This is a genomic window from Mycobacterium venezuelense, from assembly GCF_054919535.1.
The window spans coordinates 112119-136116 of sequence record NZ_JBONDW010000001.1 but is presented as its reverse complement, the minus strand read 5'-3'; the positions used below and the strand labels follow the sequence as shown (position 1 = coordinate 136116).

23 protein-coding genes are annotated in these 23998 nt (G+C 66.6%); 15 read left to right on the top strand and 8 right to left on the bottom strand.

Annotated elements, in window-relative coordinates; genetic code table 11:
• Positions 1–11: 11 nt before the first annotated feature.
• From ureB to ACRCUN_RS00575, 4 genes are read left to right on the top strand one after another with little or no spacing between them, the layout of a single operon-like run.
• Entirely contained in the window at positions 12–662 is a 651-nt protein-coding gene (gene ureB / locus ACRCUN_RS00590; protein ID WP_462139719.1) for an urease subunit beta, read from the top strand.
• Entirely contained in the window at positions 659–2365 is a 1707-nt protein-coding gene (gene ureC / locus ACRCUN_RS00585; RefSeq protein WP_462139718.1) for an urease subunit alpha, read from the top strand. Before ureB ends, ureC begins: the two co-directional genes overlap by 4 nt.
• On the top strand, positions 2362–2979 hold the full coding sequence (ureG, locus tag ACRCUN_RS00580; protein WP_462139717.1) for an urease accessory protein UreG: 618 nt from the start codon (positions 2362–2364) through the stop codon (positions 2977–2979). The genes ureC and ureG overlap by 4 nt, the downstream gene beginning before the upstream one ends.
• Complete coding sequence (locus tag ACRCUN_RS00575) at positions 2976–3797, top strand: urease accessory protein UreD (RefSeq protein WP_462139716.1); 822 nt, start codon at positions 2976–2978, stop codon at positions 3795–3797. The genes ureG and ACRCUN_RS00575 overlap by 4 nt, the downstream gene beginning before the upstream one ends.
• Here ACRCUN_RS00575 and ACRCUN_RS00570 read toward each other — a convergent pair.
• Both ACRCUN_RS00570 and fadD8 read right to left on the bottom strand, forming a co-directional pair.
• A complete protein-coding gene (locus ACRCUN_RS00570) occupies positions 3721–4950 on the bottom strand; it encodes an RNA polymerase sigma factor (RefSeq protein ID WP_462139715.1) in 1230 nt (409 codons plus the stop codon). The genes ACRCUN_RS00575 and ACRCUN_RS00570 overlap by 77 nt on opposite strands.
• Before the next feature lie 188 nt (positions 4951–5138).
• A complete protein-coding gene (gene fadD8 / locus ACRCUN_RS00565; protein ID WP_462139714.1) occupies positions 5139–6740 on the bottom strand; it encodes a fatty-acid--CoA ligase FadD8 in 1602 nt (533 codons plus the stop codon).
• Positions 6741–6907: 167 nt separating this feature from the next.
• On the opposite strand from fadD8, the gene ACRCUN_RS00560 reads away from it, so the two are divergent.
• Positions 6908–7165: a hypothetical protein gene (locus ACRCUN_RS00560; protein ID WP_462139713.1), complete on the top strand. Its 258-nt coding sequence runs from the start codon at positions 6908–6910 to the stop codon at positions 7163–7165.
• Between the two features lie 66 nt (positions 7166–7231).
• Here the strand turns inward: ACRCUN_RS00560 and ACRCUN_RS00555 are convergent, their stop codons facing one another.
• Positions 7232–7690 (bottom strand): YciI family protein, encoded by a 459-nt coding sequence (locus tag ACRCUN_RS00555; RefSeq protein WP_085147435.1) that lies wholly within the window; start codon positions 7688–7690, stop codon positions 7232–7234.
• A 195-nt stretch (positions 7691–7885) separates the two neighbouring features.
• Here ACRCUN_RS00555 and ACRCUN_RS00550 point away from each other — a divergent pair, with 195 nt between their 5' ends.
• The 4 genes from ACRCUN_RS00550 to ACRCUN_RS00535 all read left to right on the top strand — a co-directional run bounded on the left by ACRCUN_RS00550 (position 7886) and on the right by ACRCUN_RS00535 (position 13154).
• Positions 7886–9520, top strand: a complete 1635-nt coding sequence (locus ACRCUN_RS00550; RefSeq protein ID WP_462139712.1) for an amidohydrolase — start codon at positions 7886–7888, stop codon at positions 9518–9520.
• Positions 9521–9549: 29 nt separating this feature from the next.
• Positions 9550–11115 (top strand): long-chain-fatty-acid--CoA ligase, encoded by a 1566-nt coding sequence (locus ACRCUN_RS00545; protein WP_462139711.1) that lies wholly within the window; start codon positions 9550–9552, stop codon positions 11113–11115.
• 147 nt (positions 11116–11262) lie between these two features.
• Entirely contained in the window at positions 11263–12165 is a 903-nt protein-coding gene (locus ACRCUN_RS00540) for an esterase family protein (protein WP_462140099.1), read from the top strand.
• Between the two features lie 2 nt (positions 12166–12167).
• Complete coding sequence (locus ACRCUN_RS00535) at positions 12168–13154, top strand: o-succinylbenzoate synthase (protein WP_462140098.1); 987 nt, start codon at positions 12168–12170, stop codon at positions 13152–13154.
• A gap of 72 nt (positions 13155–13226) precedes the next feature.
• Here the strand turns inward: ACRCUN_RS00535 and ACRCUN_RS00530 are convergent, their stop codons facing one another.
• Positions 13227–13574 (bottom strand): type II toxin-antitoxin system HicB family antitoxin, encoded by a 348-nt coding sequence (locus ACRCUN_RS00530; protein WP_462139710.1) that lies wholly within the window; start codon positions 13572–13574, stop codon positions 13227–13229.
• Positions 13575–13729: 155 nt separating this feature from the next.
• On the opposite strand from ACRCUN_RS00530, the gene ACRCUN_RS00525 reads away from it, so the two are divergent.
• From ACRCUN_RS00525 to ACRCUN_RS00505, 5 genes are read left to right on the top strand one after another with little or no spacing between them, the layout of a single operon-like run.
• Positions 13730–14698, top strand: coding sequence for a GlxA family transcriptional regulator (locus tag ACRCUN_RS00525; RefSeq protein WP_462140097.1), 969 nt, complete (start codon positions 13730–13732; stop codon positions 14696–14698).
• 9 nt (positions 14699–14707) lie between these two features.
• On the top strand, positions 14708–15424 hold the full coding sequence (locus ACRCUN_RS00520) for a DJ-1/PfpI family protein (RefSeq protein WP_462139709.1): 717 nt from the start codon (positions 14708–14710) through the stop codon (positions 15422–15424).
• Between the two features lie 36 nt (positions 15425–15460).
• Entirely contained in the window at positions 15461–16240 is a 780-nt protein-coding gene (locus tag ACRCUN_RS00515; protein WP_462139708.1) for an alpha/beta fold hydrolase, read from the top strand.
• Positions 16241–16271: 31 nt separating this feature from the next.
• On the top strand, positions 16272–17891 hold the full coding sequence (gene menD / locus ACRCUN_RS00510; RefSeq protein ID WP_462139707.1) for a 2-succinyl-5-enolpyruvyl-6-hydroxy-3-cyclohexene-1-carboxylic-acid synthase: 1620 nt from the start codon (positions 16272–16274) through the stop codon (positions 17889–17891).
• A complete protein-coding gene (locus ACRCUN_RS00505; RefSeq protein WP_462139706.1) occupies positions 17888–18394 on the top strand; it encodes a DUF3592 domain-containing protein in 507 nt (168 codons plus the stop codon). The genes menD and ACRCUN_RS00505 overlap by 4 nt, the downstream gene beginning before the upstream one ends.
• Here the strand turns inward: ACRCUN_RS00505 and ACRCUN_RS00500 are convergent.
• Entirely contained in the window at positions 18384–19058 is a 675-nt protein-coding gene (locus ACRCUN_RS00500; RefSeq protein WP_462139705.1) for a DsbA family protein, read from the bottom strand. The genes ACRCUN_RS00505 and ACRCUN_RS00500 overlap by 11 nt on opposite strands.
• A gap of 108 nt (positions 19059–19166) precedes the next feature.
• On the opposite strand from ACRCUN_RS00500, the gene ACRCUN_RS00495 reads away from it, so the two are divergent.
• Positions 19167–20294 carry a glycosyltransferase family 4 protein gene (locus ACRCUN_RS00495; RefSeq protein WP_462139704.1) on the top strand — a complete coding sequence of 376 codons (1128 nt, stop codon included), beginning with the start codon at positions 19167–19169 and terminating at the stop codon, positions 20292–20294.
• A 1-nt stretch (position 20295) separates the two neighbouring features.
• Here the strand turns inward: ACRCUN_RS00495 and ACRCUN_RS00490 are convergent, their stop codons facing one another.
• Genes ACRCUN_RS00490 through ACRCUN_RS00480 form a run of 3 tightly spaced genes read right to left on the bottom strand, consistent with a single transcriptional unit; the run spans position 20296 to position 23954 of the window.
• Positions 20296–22242: an aconitate hydratase gene (locus ACRCUN_RS00490; protein ID WP_462139703.1), complete on the bottom strand. Its 1947-nt coding sequence runs from the start codon at positions 22240–22242 to the stop codon at positions 20296–20298.
• A 39-nt stretch (positions 22243–22281) separates the two neighbouring features.
• Positions 22282–23106 carry an alpha/beta fold hydrolase gene (locus tag ACRCUN_RS00485; RefSeq protein ID WP_462139702.1) on the bottom strand — a complete coding sequence of 275 codons (825 nt, stop codon included), beginning with the start codon at positions 23104–23106 and terminating at the stop codon, positions 22282–22284.
• 23 nt (positions 23107–23129) lie between these two features.
• Complete coding sequence (locus ACRCUN_RS00480; protein WP_462139701.1) at positions 23130–23954, bottom strand: SDR family oxidoreductase; 825 nt, start codon at positions 23952–23954, stop codon at positions 23130–23132.
• Between the last annotated feature and the right edge of the window lie 44 nt (positions 23955–23998).

Here is a 23998-nt window from a genome sequence, read left to right as displayed (position 1 = left end):
AAGGAGAGCATGTGAACCTGACGCCAACCGAGCTCGAGCGCCTGACGATCTTCGCCGCGGCCGAACTCGCCAGACGTAATCTGCGCGAGGGGATTCCGCTGAGCCATCCGGAAGCGGTGGCGCTCCTGACCGACGAGGCGATGCTCGTCGCGCGCAAGAACATGGCCTACGACGAGGTGATCGATCATGTCACGGGTCTGCTGGGGGCCGACCAGTGTGAGCCGGGTGTACCGGACATGGTGCGCATCGTGATGCTGGACGCACCGTTTCCCGACGGCACCAAGCTCGTCACGCTGATCGATCCGATCGCGGCCCGCGAGAACGACACCCGGCCAGGCGAGATCATCGTGGGCGACGAGCCGATCGAGCTGTTCCCCGGCGCACAGCGGGTCACGGTGACCGTCGTCAATCGCGGCGACCGCGATATCCAGGTCCGCAGCCAATCGCACTTCTGCGAGGCCAATGCCGCTCTGGAATTCGACCGCAGGGCCGCGTGGGGCCACAAGCTGGATGTGGCCTCCGGGGCCGGGGTGCGGTTCGAGCCGGGCATTCCGGTCGAGGTGACATTGGTGCCGATGGCGGGCGACCGGATCATCCATGGGTTCTCCGGTTCGGCCAACGGGCCCCTGGACGCCGACGGTGCGTTGGAGGCCGCGCTGTGACGAGCATCGATCGACGTTCCTACGCGCGCATGTTCGGCCCGACCAAGGGCGACCGCATCCGGCTGGCGGATTCCGAGTTGCTCGTCGAAGTCGAACACGACCACACGGTTCCCGGGTTCGAGTTGCTCAGCGGGGCGGGTAAGTCGGTACGCGACGGCGAGGGCTATCGACCGTCGGCGAAGCACTCGGACGGAGCCCTCGACTACGTCATCATGAACGCGGTCGTGATCGATGCGGTCAGTGGAATCATCAAGTGTGACATCGGCATCCGGGACGGCCGGATCGTCGGGCTCGGCAAGGCGGGCAATCCCGACACCATGCCGGGCATCACCCCGGGTCTTATCGTGGGAACCAGCACGACACCGATCCCCGCGGAGGGGATGATCGTCACCGCGGGCGCGATCGAGACCCACGCCCACCTGATCTCGCCGCAACAGACCGAGCACGCCTTGTCCACGGGGACCACCACGCTCATCGGCGGATCGTTGGGCCCTTCGTTCGAGGTGGCGACCGGCGGCCCGCGCAACCTCGGGCTGTTCCTCAAGGCCGGTGACTACACACCGATGAACTACGTGCCGTTCGGGCGCGGCTCGTCGGATCCGGCGGCAGTGCTCGAGATGGTGGCGGCGGGCGCCGGGGCGGTCAAGATCCACGAGGACTTCGGGGCGTCGCCTGCCATCATCGACAAGACCTTGCAGGCAGCCGATTCCGCCGATTTCGCGGTGCACCTGCACACCGACTCGATCAACGAGTTCGGCTTCTCCGAGACGACGATGTCGACGATCGGCGATCGGACGATTCACCTCTACCACGTCGAGGGCGCGGGCGGTGGGCATGCGCCCGACCTGATCCGCTGCGTGAGCTACGACAACGTCATCCCCGGCACCACCAATCCGACCAATCCGTACACGCTGGGCGGTCTGGATGAAGGCGTGCCCATGACCATGGTCGCGCATCTGATGAATTGGGAAGCGCCCGAGGACATCGCGTTCGCCGAAGCCAGGATCCGGCCGCAGACCATGATGGCCGAGGACTTCCTGCACGACATGGGCGCGATCTCGATATTCGGCAGCGACACGCAGGGGATGGGCCGGGTCGCCGAGAACATCGCGAACTGCTGGCAACTCGCCGCGGTGATGAAGCAGCGCGTCGGGCGCCTGCCCGAGGAGACGACTGTGGCCGCCGACAACGAACGCGTCAAGCGCTACATCGCCAAACTCACCATCAATCCGGCCATCTCGGTCGGTGCCGACGCCCACATCGGCTCTATCGAGGCGGGAAAGGTCGCCGATCTGGCGATCTGGGACCCCGCCTTCTTCGGTGTCAAACCGCGGGTGGTGCTCAAGAACGGTTTCATCACATGGGCGGCGCTCGGCGACGCGGCGGGATCCATATCCTCATCGGAACCGATCATCCAGCGTCCCAACTGGGGTGCGCTCGGCGACGCGGCCGCCGAGTTGGGATTCGTGTTCATGTCGTCGCTCGCGGTCGACGCCGGTGTGCCGGAACGGTTGGGGCTGCGCAAGAACGTGTTGCCGATCAAGTCGGTTCGCCGCCTGCGGAAGAAGGACATGGTGCGCAACGACGCCCTGCCGCATGTGGAAGTCGACCCCCGCACGTTCGAGGTACGCGCCGACGGGCAGCTGCTCATCACCGAACCCGCTGCCACCGTCCCATTTTCGAGAAAGTACATGCTGCGATGACGACTTCGCTCAAAGCCGCCCGGATCGGTATCGGCGGACCCGTCGGTTCCGGCAAGACCGCGCTCGTCGAGGCACTGCTTGCCGGCTTCGCCGAGCGGGGTCGGTCGGTTTCGGTCATCACCAACGATCTGGTGACCGTGGAGGACGCCGAACGCATCCGGCGCTCGGGACTGATCGACCCGAGACGCGTGCGGGCCGTAGAGGCCGGTGGCTGCCCGCACACCGTGATCCGGGAGGATCCGTCGCTGAACATGGCGGCCGCCGACGCGCTGGAGGCCGAATTCCCCGACACCGAGATGATCCTGCTCGAGTCGGGCGGTGACAATCTGGCCTCCACCTTCTCGCGTGACCTCGTCGACTACTGGCTGTTCGTGATCGACGTCGCCGGTGGCGACGACATCCCGCGCAAGCGCGGCCCCGGCGTACTGCGGTGCGATCTTCTCGTCATCAACAAGGTCGATCTGGCCCCGCACGTCGGCGTCGACCTGGCGCTGATGTGCAAGGAAGCCGACGAAGTCCGCAGCGGCAGACCGGTTGTCGCAATCAGCGCGCGCGGTGGGCAAGGCGTCGATGTGGTGATGGATGTGCTTGAGCGGGATGTGTTGTTCGTGTGACCGCGGCGCTTGATCTGGTCTTCGCCCGCGTCGGTGGCCGGACCGTGTTGACCAGGCGGCGCTACCGCTGGCCGCTGCTGATCGGGCGGGTTTTCGACGAGCCCGCGCAACCCGGCATGGGGTCGGTGACCATCCAGAACGCCGCGGGCACAGTCATACCCGGTGACGTGGTCCGCCAATGCATCGGCGTGGTCGACGCCGCGTGTGCGGTGGTTCGGGGGCAAGGTGCCACAGTGGTCAGTGGGGTGCCCGGAGGTGGCGAGGCAGTCGAGGATGTCGGCGTGCGGGTGAGTGCAAGCAGCACGCTTGTGTTCGACCCGGCACCGCGCATCCTCACCGCGCATGCCCGCTACCGTCAGCACACGCAGGTCTGTGTCGAGCCGGGCGGACTGGCGGTGCTGACCGATGCCGTTGTGCTGCACCCTGATCTGGCCGACGACGTGTTCAGCAGTTACGCGTCGCGGGTTGCGATCATGTCGGCGGACGGCACGCTGCTGGCCCTCGACGCGCAGATACTCGACGCCATGCCCCTGGTACGGCGAGCCCCCACCGCGTTCGGCACGGTCTACATCGTCGGCGCCGGCCTCGACACCGCGATGACGGCCCGGACACCGGCTCTCGAATCGATCGCCGACCTCGGCCGTGTGTATGTGGGCGTCACTGATTTGCCCAACGCGGCCGGGTGGGCCGTGCGGATCGCCGCGGCGGACGGCGGTGCGCTGCGTACGGCCGTCGGCGCGGTCATCGCGCTCGTGACGCCTTGTCCAGCAGAACGTCTCGTTCGCGATCGTTCTCGGTCATCGACGCTGCACGGCTGAACTCGGCGGCCGCCTCGTCGTGCCGGCCCAGCCGCGCCAGGAGTTCACCGCGCACGCTGGGCAGTAAGTAGGAGTCGTCGAGGCCGTCCAGACCGTCGACGATCGCCAGTGCATCCGCGGGTCCTGAACTCATCGCCACCGCGACCGCCCGGTTCAGCTGCACGACCGGCGACGGCGCGATCTGCAGCAGCGCGTCATAGATCTCTACGATGCGGTTCCAATCCGTGTCGGCGGCAATAGGGGCGATGGCATGGCATTCGGCGAGTGCGGCCTGCAGCGCGTATGGTCCCCATCCCGAACCTCGTTGCTGCCGCGCCGCATTCGATCGCTCAATGGCCGCGACACCGCGCTGTATCTGGGCGCGGTCCCAGCGGGCCCGGTTCTGGTCCTCCAGCAGAATCGGCCTGCCGTCGGCGTCGGTGCGCGCACCGAACCGCGACGACTGAAACTCCATGAGCGCCAACAACCCGTGGACTTCGGGCTCGTCGGGGACGAGCGCGGCCAGCACGCGGCCCAACCGCAATGCCTCGGTACACAGCTCATCTCGAATCCAGCGTTGCCCGAACGACGCCGAATAGCCTTCGTTGAAGATCAGATAGATGACTGCGAGCACCGCCGTGAGCCGCTGTGGATACTCTTCGCGCGGCGGAACCTCGAACGGCGCGTTGGCAGCCGACAGCGCCTTCTTCGCCCGAGTGATACGCGCGGCCATCGTGGCCTTCGAGGTGAGAAACGCCCGGGCGATCTCCTCGGTACTCAGACCGCCGACCATCCGCAGTGTCAACGCGATCTGGGCCTCACGCGACAGCACCGGGTGGGCCGCGATGAAGATCAGCCGCAGCACGTCGTCATCGATGCGGTCCGGATCCCACGCCTCGTCGACATGATCGGCGAGTTCGCGGGCAAGCTCGCCGTACTTGGCATCGAGGTTTTCCTGGCGGCGCCAGTGGTCGATGGCCTTGCGCTTGGCGACCGTCGTGAGCCAGGCCCCGGCGTTACGCGGCACGCCGGTCTGCGGCCATTGCGTCAACGCGTCGACGAGCGCTTCCTGTGCCAGATCCTCGGCGAACCCGATGTCGCCGACCACGCGGGTCATCGTCGCGACGATCTTCGCGGCTTCCATGCGCCAGATCGCGTCTAGCGTTTCCCGCATGTCCGTCACCGTTTCGACCACGCCGCCATTGTGCCGAGTGTCACGCTAGAGTGGCACCCGAGTTCGCGAGCCACTCTGGCGTGACAACGGCGCTCAGGCTGGCGCCGTGATATCACCCGCGATATCGCATTCCGGACCCATATGTGCCAACACTCTCGGGTGCCGGTGTGGCCGATGTGACGTGAGGGTCAACCGATCGCGCGGGCCGCACCCTCCCAGAACTGTGCGCGCACGGCCTTCTTGTCGGGCTTGCCGAGTGCGGTCACCGGAACGGAGTCGACGACGATCACCTGCTTGGGCGATTGCACGGAGCCCTTGCGCTCCTTGACCGCGGCCTGGATCTCGGCGGTCACGCGGGCAACCGCTTCTTCGCCGGCATCGGCGTCGGGCCGCAGCACGATCACGGCCGTCACGGCCTCGCCCCACTTTTCGTCAGGGGTCCCGATGACGCACACCTGCGCGACGGAAGGATGCTCGGCGACAACGTCTTCCACCTCACGCGGGAACACGTTGAAGCCGCCGGTGACGATCATGTCCTTGACGCGGTCGACGATGAACCAGTAGCCGTCCTCGTCCTCGCGGGCCATGTCGCCGGTGCGCAGCCAGCCGTCCTTGAAGGTGTCGGCGGTGGCCTCGGGCAGCTTCCAGTAGCCACCCGCCAACAGCGGCCCGGACACGCAGATCTCGCCGACCTCGCCGCGAGGCACCGGATTTCCCTCGGGATCGAGCAGCGCGGTGCGTGCGAACAACGTCGGCCGCCCGCATGAGGTCAGCCGTTTCTCGTCGTGATCCTTCTTGCCGAGATACGAGATCACCATGGGCGCCTCGGACTGGCCGTAGTACTGCGCGAAGATCGGCCCGAACCGCTTGAGCGCCTCCGCCAGCCGCACCGGGTTCATCGCCGAGGCGCCGTAGTACACGGTCTCCAGTGATGACAGGTCGCGCGTGTGCGAATCGGGGTGGTCCATGAGTGCGTAGATCATCGACGGCACCAGCATGGTCGCGGTGATGCGGCGTTCCTCGATCACACGCAGCACCTCGGCCGGATCGAACTTGGGCAACACGATCATCTCGCCGCCCTTGACGATGGTCGGCACGAAGAACGCCGCGCCGGCATGCGACAGCGGTGTGCACATCAAGAAGCGGGGATTCTCCGGCCACTCCCACTCCGCGAGCTGGATCGTGGTCATCGTGGTGATCGACCGGACAGTGCCCATCACACCCTTGGGTTTGCCGGTCGTACCGCCGGTGTAGGTGAGCCCGCCGATGTGGTCGGGGGGCAGCTCGGCGGCCTGCAACGGCTGCGGCGAATACTTCGCTGCCTCGGCAACCAGATCGACCCCCACGCCCTCGAGCGCTGCAGGCACCGGGCCGATGGTCAGGACCTGCCGCAGCGACGGCACCTTCTCCAACAGGCCCAGCGCCCGTTCGACGAAGGCAGGCGTCGGATCGATGATCAACGTCGTCACCTCGGCGTCGGACAACACGTAAGCGTGGTCATCCAGCGAGCCGAGAGGGTGTAGCGCGGTGCGGCGGTATCCCTGCGTCTGGCCGGCGCCGATGATCATCAGCACCTCGGGCCGGTTCAGCGACAGAAGGCCGACGCCCTCGCCCGTGCCTGCGCCCAGCGCCTCGAACGCCTGGATGTACTGGCTGATGCGCTCGGCGAGCTGCCCGCCGGTGAGAGTCGTCTCGCCGAGGAACAGCACGGGCTTGTCTTTGTTGCGCTTGAGCGCACCCACCGTGAGGTGGCCGGAGTGGATCGGATGGTGCAGCAGATCATCACGCATGCCCATCAGATTAGAACGTGTTCCAGAAATGCTGTAGGGGATCCCCTCATCTCTACGCGGGCAGGTAGACCGACCGGCGGAAGTCAAGTAGTGCACTACTCGCGTTTTGGCAGGCAGGCGTGCCTAGCGTCGTAGCCAGTCCACCGACCATCCGCAGGAGTCATACCATGGCACGCCATTCCGGCACCTACACGACGATCACTCCGTCGTACGCGCTGTTGTGCGTGGCCTTCGGTGCTCTCGCGGCCGCCGCATACGTCGTCGCCGATCCCGGCTCCATGCCCGCTCTGGCCGTCGCGCAGTGCGCGCACTACCACTCTGATTTCGACGAACGCCGTGCCCTGGTCCCAGCCGATTCAGCCGATGACTGGACGCACCCGCAGGCGGTCGACATTCCGCAACTAGGCGGACGATGCCATTTGTAGAGGGCGGGGGGCGGCCAGTCCCCGGCGGGTTAGGGACCGCCGGGGACTGCGCCGATATCGCCAGGGTCAGCGGCCTGCGGCCTTGCGTGCCTCAGCGGCGACCTTCTCCGCGAGGTCGGCCCGCCACTGGATCTCCTTCTGAATCCACTCGTTGTCCTGAGGAAACTCTTCGGTCTCGCTGACGCGGCGCACCTCGAGCTTCACCCCGGTGCCGAGCGGGCACTTGCGCGCCCACTGCTTGGCCTCTTCCTTCGAGGACACGTCGAGCATCCAGAACCCGTTGAACAACTCCTTGGCCTCGGTGTACGGGCCGTCGGTGATCACCGGCGGATCGGAGTTGAAGTCGACGACGAAGCCCTCCTCGGGATCGGTCAAACCCTCTCCGGCCAGCAGCACTCCCGCTTTGACGAGCTCCTCGTTGAACCGACCCATGTCGGCGATGATCTGGTCGAAGTCGATCTCCTGCTCGGCCATCGCGGCCTCGGCCTCCGGGGTGGACCGCATGATCAGCATGTAGCGCGACATTGTGTGTCTCCTTCTGGTGTCGGGAAGGGGCGCGTCCATTCTTGTTCAGGTTGCCCCTCGCAAGTACGTCGAACGAGACCCCCGCGAAATCGACACGGCTCCCAAAAATTTCTCTGACCGATTTCGTGCCAGACCGGCGACACGGATTTCCGGCGACACGCCCAGGCACACGCCACTACGCCATAGCATCCGGGCATGGCCCCAACTGATTCCGCCGCGCCCCCGCGCGGTGCCGATCTGGTTCTCTTCGGAACCGTCCTGACTGTCGACTCCGCGCAACCCACCGCCGAGGCCCTTGCCGTGGCCGGCGGCCGGATCGTCGCGGTCGGCGGCCGCGCGGACGTCGAAGAGTGGGTCGGGGCCAACACCGAAGTGCGCTCGGTCGACGGCTGCATCTTGCCGGGTTTCATTGAGGCGCATGGTCATCCGTTGATGGAAGCGGTTGCGGTATCAGACCGGATCGTCGACATCCGACCCGTCACACTGCCTACGGCCGATGCCGTCCTCGAGGCGATCCACGCCGAGGTCGCGGCCAGGGGCGCGTCGGGCGCCTATCTCAACGGCTGGGACCCGTTGCTGCAGCCGGGGTTACCCGAGCCGACGCTGGCCTGGTTGAACAGCGTCGCACCCGATACCCCGTTGGTGATCACCCACAACTCCGGGCACAAGGCGTACTTCAACTCCGCGGCGGCCGAAGTCGCCGGGCTCACCCGCGACACCCCGGACCCGAAGGGCGCGAAGTACGGGCGTGACGCCGACGGCGAACTCGACGGCTCCGCCGAGGAGACGGCCGCGGTGTTTCCGCTGCTGGGCGGGGCCATCTCGGTCAGCGACTATCCCGCGATGCTGCAGGCCGAATGCGCACGGCTCAACCGAGCCGGTCTGACCACGTGCTCGGAAATGGCGTTCGACCCGATGTTCCGGCCACTGCTCGACCAGATGCACGACCACTTGACCGTTCGGTTGCGGACCTACGAGATGTCCACCGCGGCACTGCACACCGACGCCCAACCGTTCGACGGCGACGACATCGTCCGTCAGGTCGGCATGAAGATCTGGGTCGACGGCTCACCCTGGATCGGCAACATCGACCTGACGTTCCCCTACCTCGACACCGAGGCCACGCGGACCATCGGCGTGCTGCCCGGATCGTGCGGACACGCCAACTACACACGTGAGCAGCTCACCGAGATAGTCAGCACGTTCTATCCGCAGGGCTGGCAGATGGCCTGCCATGTGCAGGGCGACGCCGGCGTCGACACCATCCTCGACGTCTACGAGGAGGCGCTTCGCGCACACCCGCGCGACGATCACCGGTTGCGGCTCGAACACGTCGGCGCCATCACGCCCGAGCAGCTGCAGCGTGCCCACGCCCTCGGCGTCACGTGCAGTCTGTTCGTCGACCAGATCCACTACTGGGGCGACATCATCGTCGACGGGTTGTTCGGCCCCGAGCGCGGCGAACAGTGGATGCCCGCCGGGTCGGCCGTCGCGACCGGCATGCGGATCTCACTGCACAACGATCCACCCGTCACCCCAGAGGAACCGCTGCGCAACATGAGTGTCGCCGTCACGCGGACCGCCCCGAGCGGGCGCGTGCTGGCTCCCGAGCAGCGGCTGACTGTCGAGCAGGCGATCCGGGCGCAGACCATCGACGCGGCATGGCAGTTGTTCGCCGACAACGTGATCGGGTCGATCGAGGTCGGCAAGTACGCCGACCTTGTGCTGCTGTCCGACGACCCACGCACCGTGGCCCCCGAGACCATCGCCGACCTCGAAGTACAGGCCACTTTCCTGGCGGGCCGACAGGTTTATCCGAAAGCCGGTTGACGGCCGGGGCGCCGTGGCACGCTCTGGGCATGTCAGAGCTGGCGGCACCGAAGTTTCTCGACGAACGCGTGGCCCACTGGGCGGCGACCAAGCCGGACGAGGAAGCCGTCACTTATCTGGACCGCACATGGACGTGGGCCCAGTGGAACGACCGGATCCGCCGACTGGCCGGTGCGTTGAGCGCGTGGGGGATAAGCCGTGGTGACGTGGTCGCGTTCCTGGACAAGAACCATGCGGCTTGCGTCGAGTTGACGCTCGCGGCGGCGTCGCTGGGTGCCGCCAACGCGATCGTCAACTTCCGGCTGGCGGCCGATGAGCTCGACTATGTGCTCAACGACTGCGGTGCCAAGGCGTTGATCGTCGGCACCGACCTGAAGCCGGCCATCGACAAGATCGCCGAGCGGCTGACAACCATCGAGCACGTCGTGACCGTCACCCCTGACGGAGCGGATGGCGACGAGTACGAGGCGCTGCTTGCCGGTGCGGCGCCGGTCGACCGTTCACCGGATGTGCAGCCGGATGACGTGTGCATGGTCATGTACTCGTCGGGGACGACCGGTCGCCCCAAGGGGGTCGCCCTCACACAGGCCAACATCCTCGCCCACACTCGCAACGCATTTCGGAGCTGGGTGCTCGAAGACGACGACAAGAGCCTCGTGGCCATGCCGCTGTTCCATGTTGGTGGTTCGTCGTACGTGCAGTTCGGCATCCAGAACGGTCTTCCGACGTATCTGGTGCGCGAGGTCGACGGTGCCGCGCTCGCCAAGGGGATTCTGGCCGGGGCCAACCGGACATTCCTCGTTCCCGCGGTTCTCGCGACGGTGCTCGAGTCCGGTGCGGACGCGGTGAAACTGTTCGGTGCGTTGAAGACGTTCTGTTACGGCGCATCACCCATGCCCTTGCCGCTGCTGCGGGCCGCCCTGCAAGCCTGGCCGAACACCGACTTCATTCAGGTGTACGGGCTCACCGAGGTGTGCGGCGTGATCAGCCTCCTCGGGCCAGAAGACCACCGCGGCGCCGACGAGGAGCGGTTGATGAGCGCGGGCACGGTGATCTCCGAAGCGCGCGTGCGCGCCGTCGATCCGGACACCTGCGAGGATGTCCCCGTCGGGAAACAAGGCGAATTGTGGTTCTGCACACCGCAATTGATGAAAGGCTATCTCAACCGTCCGGAAGCGACCGCCGAGTCCGTCACGCCCGACGGATGGTTCCGCACGGGTGACATCGGCCGGCTCGATGAGGACGGTTACATATTCGTCGAGGACCGGCTCAAGGACATGATCATCTCCGGCGGCGAGAACATCTACTCCATCGAGGTCGAACGGGTGTTGGCCGAGCATCCCGCGGTCACCGAGGTCGCCGTCATCGGCGTGCCCGACGAGAGATGGGGCGAGTCGGTGAAAGCCGTTGTGGCTCTTGACCATGACGTGCCGGAAAAGGAATTGATCGCGTTCGCCCGGGAGCGGCTGGCCGGCTACAAGTGCCCCAAATCGGTGGACATCGTCGATGCGTTGCCACGCAATCCCACCGGCAAGATCATGAAGAAGGATCTCCGCAAGCCGTACTGGGACGGCCGCGACCGCGCCACCGTGTAGGAACTGACTGCGCGGTTTTCTACATTTTCCGTTCCGAGCGGAGTAGGTTCGCCCCCATACGTGTGCGCGAAGAGGTGGGGTGCGGACATGGCGGATGCGCATGGAGTGCATAGGTTTTCCCGCGGGACAGTGATTCTGACTGCCCTGATGGTCGCGGTAACCGTCGGACTACTCGGCCCGCCGCAGAAAGCCGAGGCCTGGTCGCGAGCCGGTCTGCCGGTCGAGATGCTGTCCGTTCCATCGGGATCGATGGGCCGCGACATCAAGGTGCAGTTCCAGGGCGGCGGGCCTCGTGCGGTCTACCTGCTGGACGGTCTGCGTGCTCGGGACGATTTCAACGGCTGGGACATCGAGACCCCCGCGTTCGAGTGGTTCTACCAATCGGGCCTGTCAGTGGTCATGCCCGTCGGTGGCATGTCGAGCTTCTACACCGACTGGTATCAGCCCGCCGCGGGCAACGGCGGAGTGTGGACGTATAAGTGGGAAACGTTCCTGACTAGCGAGCTTCCGCAATGGCTTGCCGCCAACAAGGACGTGTCCACGTCCGGCAACGCCGTGGTCGGCCTGTCCATGTCGGGCAACTCGGCGATGATCCTTGCCGCCTTCTACCCAGGGCAGTTCATCTACGCGGGGTCGCTTTCGGCGTTCCTCAATCCGTCCGCCGGACCGTGGCCCGGGCTGATCGGCCTTGCGATGGGCGACTCCGGGGGCTTCAGCCCCAACGCCATGTGGGGTCCGCCGGGTGATCCGGCCTGGGCGCGCAACGATCCGACAGTGCAGGTGGGAAGGCTCGTCGCGAACAACACGCGTATCTGGGTCTACTGCGGGTCGGGGACGCCGGGTGAACTGGGCGGCGGCGACCTCCCGGCGACCTTCCTCGAAGGCACCGCGTTGCAGAGCAACCTGAACTTCCGCGACCAGTACATCGCGGCGGGCGGCAACAATGCGGTGTTCAATTTCCCGCCGACCGGAACCCACACGTGGAGTTACTGGGGTGCGCAACTGCAGGCGATGAAGCCCGACATTCAGCGGGTGCTGGGCGCCGGTTAGGCATCATTGACTCTGTGCCCGCGATCGACGATGTCCTGGACCGCCTGCACGTCGTCGCGCTGCCGATGCGTGTGCGTTTCCGTGGCATCACCGTGCGTGAGGTGGCGCTGATCGACGGGCCGGCAGGGTGGGGAGAATTCGGGGCCTTCCCCGAATATGAGGCGCCCGAGGCGTCGGCCTGGCTGGCCGCGGCCATCGAAGCCGCCTATCGGCCCGCGCCCGAAGCTCGTCGCGACCGCATTCCGATCAACGCCACCGTGCCCGCGGTCGAGCCCGAACAGGTGCCTGCGGTGCTGGCCCGGTTTCCCGGGGCCGGGACGGCCAAAGTGAAGGTGGCCGAAGCGGGGCAGACGCTGGCCGATGACGTCGCGCGCGTCAACGCCGTGCGCGACCACGTTCCGGTGGTCCGGGTCGACGCGAACGGTGGGTGGAGCGTTCGTGAGGCCATCTCGGCAGCCGAGGCTCTCACCGCGGACGGTGCGCTGGAATACCTCGAGCAGCCGTGCGCCACTGTCGAAGAATTGGCGGAGTTGCGGGCCCAGGTGAAGGTTCCGATCGCCGCCGACGAGTCGATCCGCAAGGCCGACGATCCACTGCGCGTTGCCGCATTCGGGGCCGCCGATGTCGCCGTGCTCAAGGTTGCGCCGTTGGGCGGCGTGGCGCGCCTGCTCGACATCGCAGCCCAGATCGATATGCCGGTCGTGGTGTCCAGTGCACTCGATTCGGCTGTCGGTATCGGCCGGGGGCTGTTGGCCGCCGCGGCACTGCCGGAGTTACGGCATGCGTGCGGATTGGGAACCGGTGGACTGTTCGTCGAAGACGTTGCCGAGCCCCGGGTTCCGGTCGACGGGTGCTTGTCCGTTTCCGCCGTGGTGCCGGATCCGGCGCGGTTGTCGACGCTCGCGGCGCCGGCGTCGCGGCGGCAGTGGTGGATCGAGCGTGTGCGGGCTTGTTACCCGTTGATTTTCGCGCGGTCCCCGCAAATGTGAGTCACACGCGTCTCTCCAGCACCTGGGAGGTCCGGCAGGTATGGGTCAGAAGTGCGATATCACCGGTGATATCTAGTACAGGTCGCTCAGTGACACCGGTGGACGGCCGGCCAACTTCTGGATCACCCACTGGTTCAACGACACTCCCTCCTCGGTGGCTTCGACGGTCAGCCGGGCGTGCAGCATCGGTGAGGCGCGGACCATGAACTTGCCGGTGTAGCGGCGGTCGGTCAGCGACGCGGGTGTGTCCATATCGCTGGCCAGTCGGTCGGCCACTTCCTGCTCGACTTGCTTCTCGATATCGGCGATCGCCGCCCCGGCAGTCATACCGCGCGACCACAGCAGGGGAAATTCGAGGCACCGCCCGATGTACTCCTTCTCGTCCAGCAGCCACTCGGCACGGTAGGTGTACTGAGTCATGGCGAGATCATCGCGGAGGGGGCTGACAATTCGCGCACTGATATCACCCGCGATATCGCACTTCAGAGTGGACTACGCGTTCCAATGCGGCCCGTGTCCTAATTTGTGGGGTGCATGGCGTAGACGCCATCGCCGACATCCTCAACACTGAAGATGTGACGCGGTCGGTGGTGCTTCTGGGCTACTCCGGCGTGCAGGCGCTGGATCTGGTCGGGCCATTCGATGTGTTCACGAGCGCGACGTTGTGTCTGGCCGGCAAGGAGAACTCCGACGGCGGCTACGCCGTCACTCTCGCCTCCGTCGACGGCCAGCCCGTCACGACTTTCACGGGTCTGGAGTTCGTCGCCGCGCCGCCGCCTGATCCCCACGGCCCGATCGACACGATCGTGATACCTGGCGGAATGGGTGCGGAGGCTGCGCGGCAGAATCCCGACGTCATCGAATGGATCACCACCGCGGCCGGCCACGCGCGGCGGGTCGTCAGCGTGTGTACCGGCGCGTTCCTGGCCGCGCAGGCTGGTCTGCTCGACGGTTGCCCGGCCACCACGCACTGGGCGTGGGCCGCTCGGCTGGCGGACGAATTTCCCACGGTGTCAGTCGATCCCGAACCGATTTTCGTGCGCAGTTCGGAGCGGGTGTGGACGGCCGCCGGGGTCACCGCCGGAATCGATCTCGCGTTGTCGCTGGTCGAGGACGACTACGGCACCGATGTGGCCCAGACTGTTGCCCGCTATCTGGTGCTTTATCTGCGTAGGCCGGGCGGACAAACCCAGTTCGCCGCGCCCGTGTGGATGCCCCGGGCGAAACGCGCGCCGATCCGCGAAGTGCAGGAGGCCATCGAAGCCGAACCCGGCGGCACTCACAGTATTTCCGCGCTCGCCGAGCGGGCCGCCATGAGCCCACGGCATTTCACTCGCGTTTTCACCGATGAGGTCGGGGAGGCGCCCGGTGCGTACGTCGAGCGGATACGCACCGATGCCGCCCGTCGTCAGCTCGAGGAATCCGACGACACCGTCACCGTCATCGCCGCCCGGTGCGGGTTCGGCACCGCAGAGACCATGCGTCGCAACTTCGTTCGGCGACTAGGCATTTCACCTGATCAATACCGGAAAACCTTCGCGTGAGGAGACACCATGCAGATCGCCATCGTGCTGTACCCCAGCTTTACCGCACTGGACTTCATCGGACCCTATGAAGTATTGCGCGCTCTGCCCGACGCCGAGGTGCGGTTCGTTTGGCACGAGCCAGGACCGATCACGGCCGACTCCGGCGTACTGCTCGTCGGTGCCACGCACAGTTTCGACGAAACCCCGGCACCCGACGTCGTTTTGGTCCCCGGCGGGCCCGGCACTGTAACCACGGCTCGCGATGAGAAGGTGCTCGGCTGGCTGCGGCGAGTCCATCCCCGCGCCACCTGGACCGCGTCGGTGTGTTCGGGATCGGTGGTGCTGGCCGCCGCAGGTCTGTTGGACGGCAAGCGGGCGACCTCACACTGGTCGACGCTCAGCGCGCTCAAGGCATTTGGTGTCACGCCGGTCGGTGACCAGCGGATCGTGCACGAAGGAGACGTCATCACCGCTGCCGGAGTCTCCGCCGGCATCGACCTCGGCATGTGGCTGGCCGGCCAGATCGGCGGTGAAGCCAAGGCTAAGGCCATCCAGTTGATGATCGAGTACGACCCGCAGCCGCCGTTCGACTCCGGACACATGTCGAAGGCGTCGGCGACCACGAAGGCCGGAGCAACCGCCCTGCTGGGTAAAGACATGATCAAGCCCGAGTTGCTCAAGGACAGTGTCCTGCTGGCGTGGGACCGCGCAATCGCAAAGGTGCGTGGCCGCCGTACCGCGTGACTGCTGCACTGACCGCCATCAAGTAGCGTCGGCCAGGTGAATCTGGCATATGACGACCGAGGCAAGGGCGACCCGGTGCTGTTCATCGCCGGTCGTGGCGGTGCGGGCCGTACCTGGCACCTGCATCAGGTGCCTGAGTTCCAGCGGGCCGGGTACCGCGTCATCACGTTCGACAACCGGGGGGTCGGCGCCACCGAGAACGCCAACGGTTTCACCACCGAGCAGGTGGTCGGTGACACCGCATCGCTCATCGACAAGGTGGTCGGCGGGCCGGTCCGTGTCGTCGGGGTTTCGATGGGCTCGTACATCGCCCAGGAATTGATGGTCACACGGCCAGACCTGGTCAGCCAAGCCGTGTTGATGGCCACTCGTGGTCGCCATGACAAGGCCCGGGAGTTCTTCAACAACGCCGAGCGGGCGATCATCGACGCAAACATCACATTGCCACCCGCCTACGACGCGAAAATCCGCCTGCTGGAAAGCTTTTCGCCGAAAACCTTGAACGACGACCGCGCGGTCACCGACTGGGCGGAGATGTTCACGATGTGGCCCACCAAATACACACCGGGCCTGCGCAGCCAGCTTGCGGTGGCGCCAGAAGACAACCGGCTGCCGGCCTATCAGCACATCAAGGTTCCGGTGCTCGTCATCGGCTTCGCCGACGATCTCGTGATAGCTCCGCACCTGGGTCGTGAGGTCGCCGACGCCATCCCGAACGGTCAGTACCTGGAGATCCCCGACACCGGGCACCTGGGCTTCATCGAAAAACCGCAGGAAGTCAACGCCGCGATCCTCAAGTTCTTCAGTGCCCAGTAGGGCCCATCGGGCCGGCGAATAAGGTGGAGTGGTGAACCCATCGACGGCACAGGCCCGCGTCGTCGTCGACGAACTCATTCGCGGCGGTGTCCGCGACGTCGTACTGTGCCCGGGCTCGCGCAACGCACCGCTGGCGTTCGCCCTCTCCGATGCTGATCGCGCCGGTCGGATCCGGCTGCATGTGCGCATCGACGAGCGGACCGCGGGCTATCTGGCGATCGGGTTGGCCGTGACCGAGCGTGCCCCGGTGTGTGTGGCCATGACCTCGGGCACGGCCGTCGCAAACCTGGGCCCCGCGGTGGTCGAGGCGAACTACGCGCGGGTGCCGCTCATCGTGCTCAGCGCCAACCGGCCCTATGAACTGCTCGGCACGGGCGCCAACCAGACCTTCGAGCAGCTCGGCTACTTCGGAACCCAGGTGCGGGCGAACATCAGCCTCGGGCTCGCGGAGGATGCACCGGACAAGTGGGACACGCTCAACGCGCAGTGGCGCTCGGCGACATGCCGGGTGCTGGTCGCGGCCACCGGGTCACGCAGCGCCAACGCAGGCCCGGTGCAGTTCGACATTCCGTTGCGGGAGCCCTTGGTGCCCGACAACGAAGACAAGTCGTTTCCGCCCGGCCGCGCCGATGGCAGGCCGTGGACCTACACCCCGCCGGTGACCTTCGATCAGCCGCTGGACATCGACCTCACACCGGATACCGTCGTGATCGCCGGTCACGGGGCCGGTGCGCATCCGAACCTGGCCGAGCTGCCGACTGTCGCCGAGCCGACCGCACCGCCTGCCGCCAACCCACTGCATCCGCTGGCACTGCGACTCGTACACCCGCAGCAGGTGATCATGTTGGGCCGGCCGACACTGCATCGCCCGGTCTCGGCGCTGCTGGCCGACCCGTCGGTCCCGGTGTTCGCGCTCACCACCGGCCCCCGCTGGCCGGATGTCTCGGGAAACTCGCAGGCCACCGGCACGCGGGCGGTGACATCGGGCGCCCCGAGCGCGGCGTGGTTGCACCGCTGCGCCGAAGTGAACGGCCACGCCGTCGCGGCCGTCCGCGATCAACTCAAGGCTCACCCCCTGACCACCGGCCTGCACGTCGCGGCCGCGGTTGCCGATGCGCTGCGGCCGGGTGACCAGCTCGTACTCGGCGCGTCCAATCCCGTCCGCGACGCCGCGCTGGTCGGACTGAACCCGCAGGGCGTGAAGGTGCGCTCCAACCGCGGGGTGGCCGGTATCGACGGCACGGTGTCGACGGCCATCGGCGCCGCCCTGGCACACGACGGCCGGACCGTGGCGTTGATCGGCGACCTGACGTTCGTCCATGACAGTTCGGGCCTGTTGATCGGTCCGACCGAGCCGATGCCGCGCAGCTTGACGATCGTCGTGTCCAACGACAACGGCGGGGGCATCTTCGAGCTGCTCGAACAGGGCGACCCGCGCTTCTCCGACGTGTCCTCCCGCGTGTTCGGCACGCCGCACGACGTGGACGTGGGTGCGTTGTGCCGCGCGTACCACGTGGACAGCCGCCAGATCGAGGTCGACGCGCTGAGCGCGGCGCTCAACGAGCCGTTCGAGGGCATGCGAGTGCTGGAGGTGAAGGCCGACCGGTCGTCGCTGCGTGCCCTGCACGCGTCGATCAAGGCGGCCCTGTGAGGGCGCCTGCCGTCGTCAAGCGCCTCAAGTCCGCCGTGCAGCCGTTGCTTCCGCATTTGTACGGAGAGCCCGGCGAGACGCGCGCCCAACGCATCATCCGGCGTGTCCGGATCGGAATCGTGGTGGTCGCGTGCCTGGTGACGTTGCAGTCGGTGCTGCTGGTGCTCGGTGCGTGGCGCAACGACCGCCAGATCGAGCGGCACATGGGGGTGGCGGCCGCCGAAGTGCTCAGTGCCGGGCCGCGACGTTCCACGATCGAGTTCGTGACGCCCGACAGGGTGACCTACCGCCCCGAGCTCGGGGTGCTGTACCCGTCCGAACTCGACACGGGCATGCGGATCTATGTCGAGTACGACAAGAACAACCCCGATCTGGTGCGGGTGCGCGACCGCGACGCCTCACTGGCGATCATCCCGGCCGGGTCGATCGCGGTGGTCGGCTGGGTGGTCGCGGGCGCGGCACTCTTCGGTTTGGCGGTCGTGCAGCGCCGGCTCAACCCTTAGCTTTCGACATCAGCTTCGACAGCCAGTTGTTGTCATAGATGTCGACCTTCTCGTCACCGGCGAGGTCATAGACCGTCGGCGTCCCGCCGTAGCTGTCGATATCCATGAGGAAACCGGTGTTCTGATCGGCCATCTCCACCACGTCGACGCCCTGCTCGCCGGACGCGATCTTGGCCACCTGCTCGGCGCCCACCCCGCTTTCGCGCGCCATGTCGGCCAACTCGTCGTCAGAAGGCCCGTCCCCACCCTGCTCTTGGTGGCCCCACAGGTCCTCGACGAAAGCCTGGAACGCGACGCCGTCGGTGCCCGGGCCCGCGGCGAGGAACAGCGCGTTGCTCACCCGAGCCGAATAGTCGGTCCCGTCGTCGAGAAAGGTCATCGGGCGATACGTGATGGCGAGCTGGCCCAGGTTGACGTAGCTGGCCATTTCCTCGCCGAAGTCGTGCTGCAGCTGGGCGCAGTGCGGACATTGCGGTTCGGTGAACACCTCGATGCGCGCGGTGGCCTCCGGGAAGCCGATGAGAATGCCGGAACCGTCCTCGGTGATCTCGCTGGGCGGCTTGTTCGGATCCGGCTGCGCGGACCCCTCGACCACCTGGCTGCAGCCGGCAGCGGTAAACACCGCCGCTGCCAGCAGCGCACCGAGACCGTGCGATAACCGCATGTCGGCAACATTAGCGCCGATGCATGATCCGTTCGCGGGCATCAGGTTTTTGCGTGTCGTACCCCCGCAGGCAACCTCTTCGACAGCTCTCGGGGAGACTATCTTGACGTGCGCGTTGCAATCGTCGCAGAGTCGTTCCTCCCGAATGTCAACGGCGTCACCAACTCGGTGCTTCGGGTGATCGAGCATCTCCGCCGCACGGGTCATGAGGTTCTCGTCATCGCTCCGGACACTCCACGCGGCCAGCCACCCGCCGACCGCGTGCACGACGGTGTGCGGGTGCACCGCGTGCCGTCGCGCATGTTCCCGAAAGTGACATCACTGCCTTTGGGTGTGCCTCGGCCGCGAATGGTGAGCGTTCTGCGGGGATTCGATCCCGACGTCGTGCACCTCGCGTCGCCCGCGCTGCTGGGCTGGGGCGGTGTGCACGCCGCCCGGCATCTCGGCGTGCCTACGGTGGCGGTGTTCCAGACCGACGTGGCCGGATTCGCCGAGAGCTACGGCATCGGCATCTTGTCACGCGCTTCGTGGGCGTGGACCCGCCGCCTGCACAGCAAGGCCGACCGCACCCTGGCGCCGTCCACTTCGGCGATGGAAAACCTTGCCGCCCATCGGATCCCCCGTGTGCACAAGTGGGGCCGCGGTGTCGACATCACCGGCTTCGCGCCCTCGGCCCGCGATCAGGAGCTGCGGGCGGCCTGGTCGCCCGACGGTCGGCCGATCGTCGGATTCGTCGGCCGGCTCGCACCCGAGAAGCATGTCGAGCGGTTGGCGGCGTTGGCGGGCCGTGACGATCTGCAGCTCGTCGTTGTCGGTGACGGGGTCGACCGGGACAAGCTCGGATCTGTGCTGCCGTCAGCGGTTTTCACCGGCGAGCTGCGGGGAGAGGCGCTTGCGGCCGCGTACGCCAGCATGGACGTGTTCGTTCACCCCGGTGAACACGAGACGTTCTGCCAGGCGGTACAGGAGGCAATGGCCTCGGGTCTGCCGGTGATCGCACCCGACGCCGGCGGCCCGCGGGATCTGGTGTCGCCGTACCGAACCGGACTGCTGCTGCCCGTAGCCGAATTCGAGGCCGCGCTGCCCGCCGCGGTTGAGCATCTGATCGCCGAACGGCCGCGGTACTCCGTGGCGGCTCGCCGCAGCGTGCTCGGCCGCACCTGGCCGGCAATCTGCGACGAGCTCATCGGCCATTACGAGGCCGTGCAGGGCCAGCGTCGGCTGCGCGCGGCCTGACCTACTTCTGGGTCGCGAGCCAGGGGATCAGCCCACCGGCGAGCACATGCTGGACCTGGCGTGGCGAAAGCCGGTGCCGCACATCGAACGACGTGTTCTGCGTGGTGTTGGTGACCGTGATCGGCTTACCGTCCGACAGTGCCTGACGCACACCGGCGATGGTCAACACATCGTCTTGCGCGATCGCGTCGTAGTCGGCGCCGTCAGCGAATTCCAGTGCCAGCACCCCGAAGTTGGCGAGATTCTGCCAGTGGATCCGGGCGAACGACTTGGCAATCACCACGAGCAGCCCGAGGTGGCGGGGTGCGATGGCGGCGTGTTCCCGTGACGAGCCCTGGCCGTAGTTCTCTCCGCCGACGATGACGTGGCCGGAAACGGCTTGTGCCCGCTCCGGATAGCTTTCGTCGATCTGGGTGAAGCTGAACATCGCGAGCTTCGGGATGTTCGACCGGAACGGCAGGGCCCGCGCGCCGGCCGGGGAGATCTCGTCCGTCGAGATGTTGTCGCCCACCTTGAGCAGAACGGGCGCCTCGATGTCGTCGGGCAGTGGGGTGAGATCGGGCAGGCTGGAGATGTTGGGGCCCTTGACCACTTCGACCTCGCGGGCCTGCTCGGGTTCGGGCGGGGCGACCAGCATGGCGGTGTTGACGCTGTGATGGGACGGCAGATTCAGTGTGGGGTAGGGGATGCCTTCGTCACGCGCCCATTGCCGCGGATCGGTGATGACGCCCGTGATCGCCGAAGCCGCAGCGGTTTCCGGCGAACATAGCCACACGGAATCCTCTTTGGTTCCCGACCGGCCGGGGAAGTTGCGCGGCATCGTTCGTAACGAGTTGCGTCCCGTCGCCGGGGCCTGGCCCATGCCGATGCAACCCATGCATCCGGCTTGGTGAATCCGCGCGCCGTTGATCACCAACTCGGTCGTCGCACCCATCTGCGTGAGATCGGTGAGGATCTCGCGCGAGGTCGGGTTCACGTCGAAGCTGACTTCGGACGCGGTCTGATGGCCGCGCACCATCGCGGCCGCGATCGCGAAGTCGCGCAACCCTGGATTGGCACTGGAACCGATGACCACCTGCGACACGGGCTCGCCGGCCACCTCGGACACCGGCACGACGTTGCCCGGCGACGACGGCTTGGCGATCAGCGGTTCGAGTTGCGACAGGTCGATGACCTCGTCGATGTCGTAGTCGGCACCGCCGTCGGCGAGCAGCTCGGTCCAGTCGTCGCCGCGGTCCTCGGCGGCGAGGAACTCACGCACCGCCTCGTCGCTCGGGAACACCGTTGTGGTGGCGCCGAGTTCGGCGCCCATGTTCGCGATGACGTGGCGGTCCATGGCCGACAGCCCGGCGAGCCCCGGCCCGTAGTACTCCAGGATCCGGTTGACGCCGCCCTTGACGTCGTGGCGTCGCAACATTTCGAGGATGACGTCTTTGGCCGAACACCATTCCGGCAGTCGCCCTTCCAGCCGGACGCCCCACACCTCGGGCATCCGCAGGTGCAGCGGCTCGCCGGCGATGGCCAAGGCCACTTCCAGCCCGCCGACGCCGATCGCGAGCATGCCAAGCGATCCGGCTGCCGGGGTGTGGGAGTCCGAACCCACCATGGTCTTGCCCGGCACGCCGAATCGCTGCATATGCGTCGGATGCGAAACCCCGTTGCCCGGCTTGGAGAACCACAGGCCGAAGTGCTGCGCGGCGGTGCGCAGATACTCGTGGTCCTCGGCATTCTTCTCATCGGTCTGCAACAAGTTGTGGTCGACGTACTGCACACTCACGTCGGTGCGCGCCCGGTCCAGGCCGAGCGCCTCCAGTTCCTGCATCACCAGCGTGCCGGTCGCGTCCTGCGTCAGCGTCTGATCGATGTGGATCGCGATCTCTTCACCGGGAGTCATCGTCCCGGTGACCAGATGGGAACCGATCAACTTCTGTGTGACGCTCTGCGGCATCTACACAGCGTTCCCCGCCACCGGCGGGCCGAAACCGCGTCAGGAGCGCAGCCACTCCAGGAGGTCGGCGTTGATGACGTCGGCCTGCGTGGTGGGCATACCGTGCGGGAAGCCCGAATACGTCTTGAGTGTCGAGTTCGGCAGTAGCTTCGCCGACAGTGGTCCCGAGTCCGCGTACGGCACAATCTGGTCGTCATCGCCGTGCATCACCAACGACGGAATCGTGATCTTCTTGAGGTCCTCGGTGAAGTCGGTCTGCGAGAACGCCACGATGCCGTCGTAGTGAGCCTTCGCGCCGCCCATCATCCCCTGGCGCCACCAGTTTTGGATGATCGCCTCCGACGGTTCGACGCCGTCGCGGTTGAATCCGTAGAACGGGCCGGACGGCAGGTTCCGGTAGAACTCGGAGCGGTTGGCCGCCAGTTGCGCCTGCAGATCGTCGAACACCGACTTCGGCAGGCCACCCGGATTGCTGTCGGTCTGGACCATCAACGGGGGCACCGAGCTGATGAGGACCGCGTGGGCGGCGCGGTCCAAGCCGTGGCGGGCCAGGTAGCGCACGAGCTCGCCGCCGCCGGTGGAGTGCCCGACGTGGATGACGTCGTGCAGGTCGAGGTGATCGATCACCGCGGCGAGGTCGTCGGCGTAGTGATCCATGTCGTGACCTTCGGCCACCTGCTCCGAACGGCCGTGGCCGCGCCGGTCGTGGGCGACGACGCGGTAGCCGTGATGCAGGAAGAACAGCATCTGGGTGTCCCAGTCGTCAGCCGACAACGGCCAGCCGTGACTGAACACGATGGGCTGGCCCGAACCCCAATCCTTGAAGAAGATCTCGACGTCGTCAGAGGTGGTGATCGTGGGCATGTGGCCAACCTACGCCGCCCGGCCTACCCCTGCGCCTCAATCGAAACCGGTTGCCATTCCTCCCAGGTCTTCAGCCGGCTCTCGTAATCGGCCTTGGCGAGCTGCAGTGGCAGTTCGCCGAAGAACACCCGCAGCGGCGGATTCGCGGCGTCGACGATCTTGAGCACCGCGGCAGCCGATGCTTTCGGATCACCGGACTTCGCCGTGCGCTGGGCCCTGGCCCGCTGCGCGGCCTCGCGGGCCTCGTCGTACGCCTGCAGTGGCGTGGCGTGCTTGGCCGACGATCCGGCCCAGTCGGTGTCGAACCCGCCCGGCTCGATCAGCGTCACGTGGATACCGAACGGCGCGACCTCCTGGGCCAGCGATTGCGAGAACCCCTCAAGCGCCCACTTCGACGCGTGGTACATGCCCACGAGCGGGAATGCGGTGATCCCACCGATCGACGACACCTGGATGATGTGCCCGCTGCCCTGCGCGCGCAGATACGGCAGCGCGGCCTGGGTGATCCACAATGCACCGAACACGTTCGTCTCGATCTGGTCGCGGGCCTCGGCCTCCGACAACTCCTCGATGAAGCCGAATTGGCCGTAGCCGGCGTTGTTGACCACGACGTCCAGGCGGCCGAAGTGGTCGTGGGCCTGCTTGACCGCGGCGAAGTCGGCTTCGCGGTCGTTCACGTCGAGCCGCAGTGCAAGCAGCGTGTCGCCGTACTTGTCGGCCAGGTCAGCGAGGGTGGACGTGTCGCGCGCGGTCGCGGCGACCTTGTCGCCCCGTTCGAGGGCCGCGAGCGCCCACTCCCGGCCGAAGCCGCGTGACGCACCAGTGATGAACCAGACTTTTGCACTCATGTCGGGCTACAGCGGGCCGGCGGCTGTCCCCATTCCCGGATTAC

Coding starts and splice junctions, on each gene's coding strand:
- ureG (WP_462139717.1), top strand. CDS start 2,362: ATGACGACTTCGCTCAAAGCCGCCCGGATCGGTATCGGCGGACCCGTC.
- ACRCUN_RS00520 (WP_462139709.1), top strand. CDS start 14,708: ATGCAGATCGCCATCGTGCTGTACCCCAGCTTTACCGCACTGGACTTC.
- ACRCUN_RS00545 (WP_462139711.1), top strand. CDS start 9,550: ATGTCAGAGCTGGCGGCACCGAAGTTTCTCGACGAACGCGTGGCCCAC.
- ACRCUN_RS00485 (WP_462139702.1), bottom strand. CDS start 23,106: ATGCCCACGATCACCACCTCTGACGACGTCGAGATCTTCTTCAAGGAT.
- ACRCUN_RS00555 (WP_085147435.1), bottom strand. CDS start 7,690: ATGTCGCGCTACATGCTGATCATGCGGTCCACCCCGGAGGCCGAGGCC.
- ACRCUN_RS00530 (WP_462139710.1), bottom strand. CDS start 13,574: ATGACTCAGTACACCTACCGTGCCGAGTGGCTGCTGGACGAGAAGGAG.
- ACRCUN_RS00490 (WP_462139703.1), bottom strand. CDS start 22,242: ATGCCGCAGAGCGTCACACAGAAGTTGATCGGTTCCCATCTGGTCACC.
- ACRCUN_RS00550 (WP_462139712.1), top strand. CDS start 7,886: ATGGCCCCAACTGATTCCGCCGCGCCCCCGCGCGGTGCCGATCTGGTT.
- ACRCUN_RS00540 (WP_462140099.1), top strand. CDS start 11,263: ATGGTCGCGGTAACCGTCGGACTACTCGGCCCGCCGCAGAAAGCCGAG.
- ACRCUN_RS00560 (WP_462139713.1), top strand. CDS start 6,908: ATGGCACGCCATTCCGGCACCTACACGACGATCACTCCGTCGTACGCG.
- ACRCUN_RS00570 (WP_462139715.1), bottom strand. CDS start 4,950: ATGCGGGAAACGCTAGACGCGATCTGGCGCATGGAAGCCGCGAAGATC.
- ACRCUN_RS00500 (WP_462139705.1), bottom strand. CDS start 19,058: ATGCGGTTATCGCACGGTCTCGGTGCGCTGCTGGCAGCGGCGGTGTTT.
- ACRCUN_RS00480 (WP_462139701.1), bottom strand. CDS start 23,954: ATGAGTGCAAAAGTCTGGTTCATCACTGGTGCGTCACGCGGCTTCGGC.
- fadD8 (WP_462139714.1), bottom strand. CDS start 6,740: ATGCGTGATGATCTGCTGCACCATCCGATCCACTCCGGCCACCTCACG.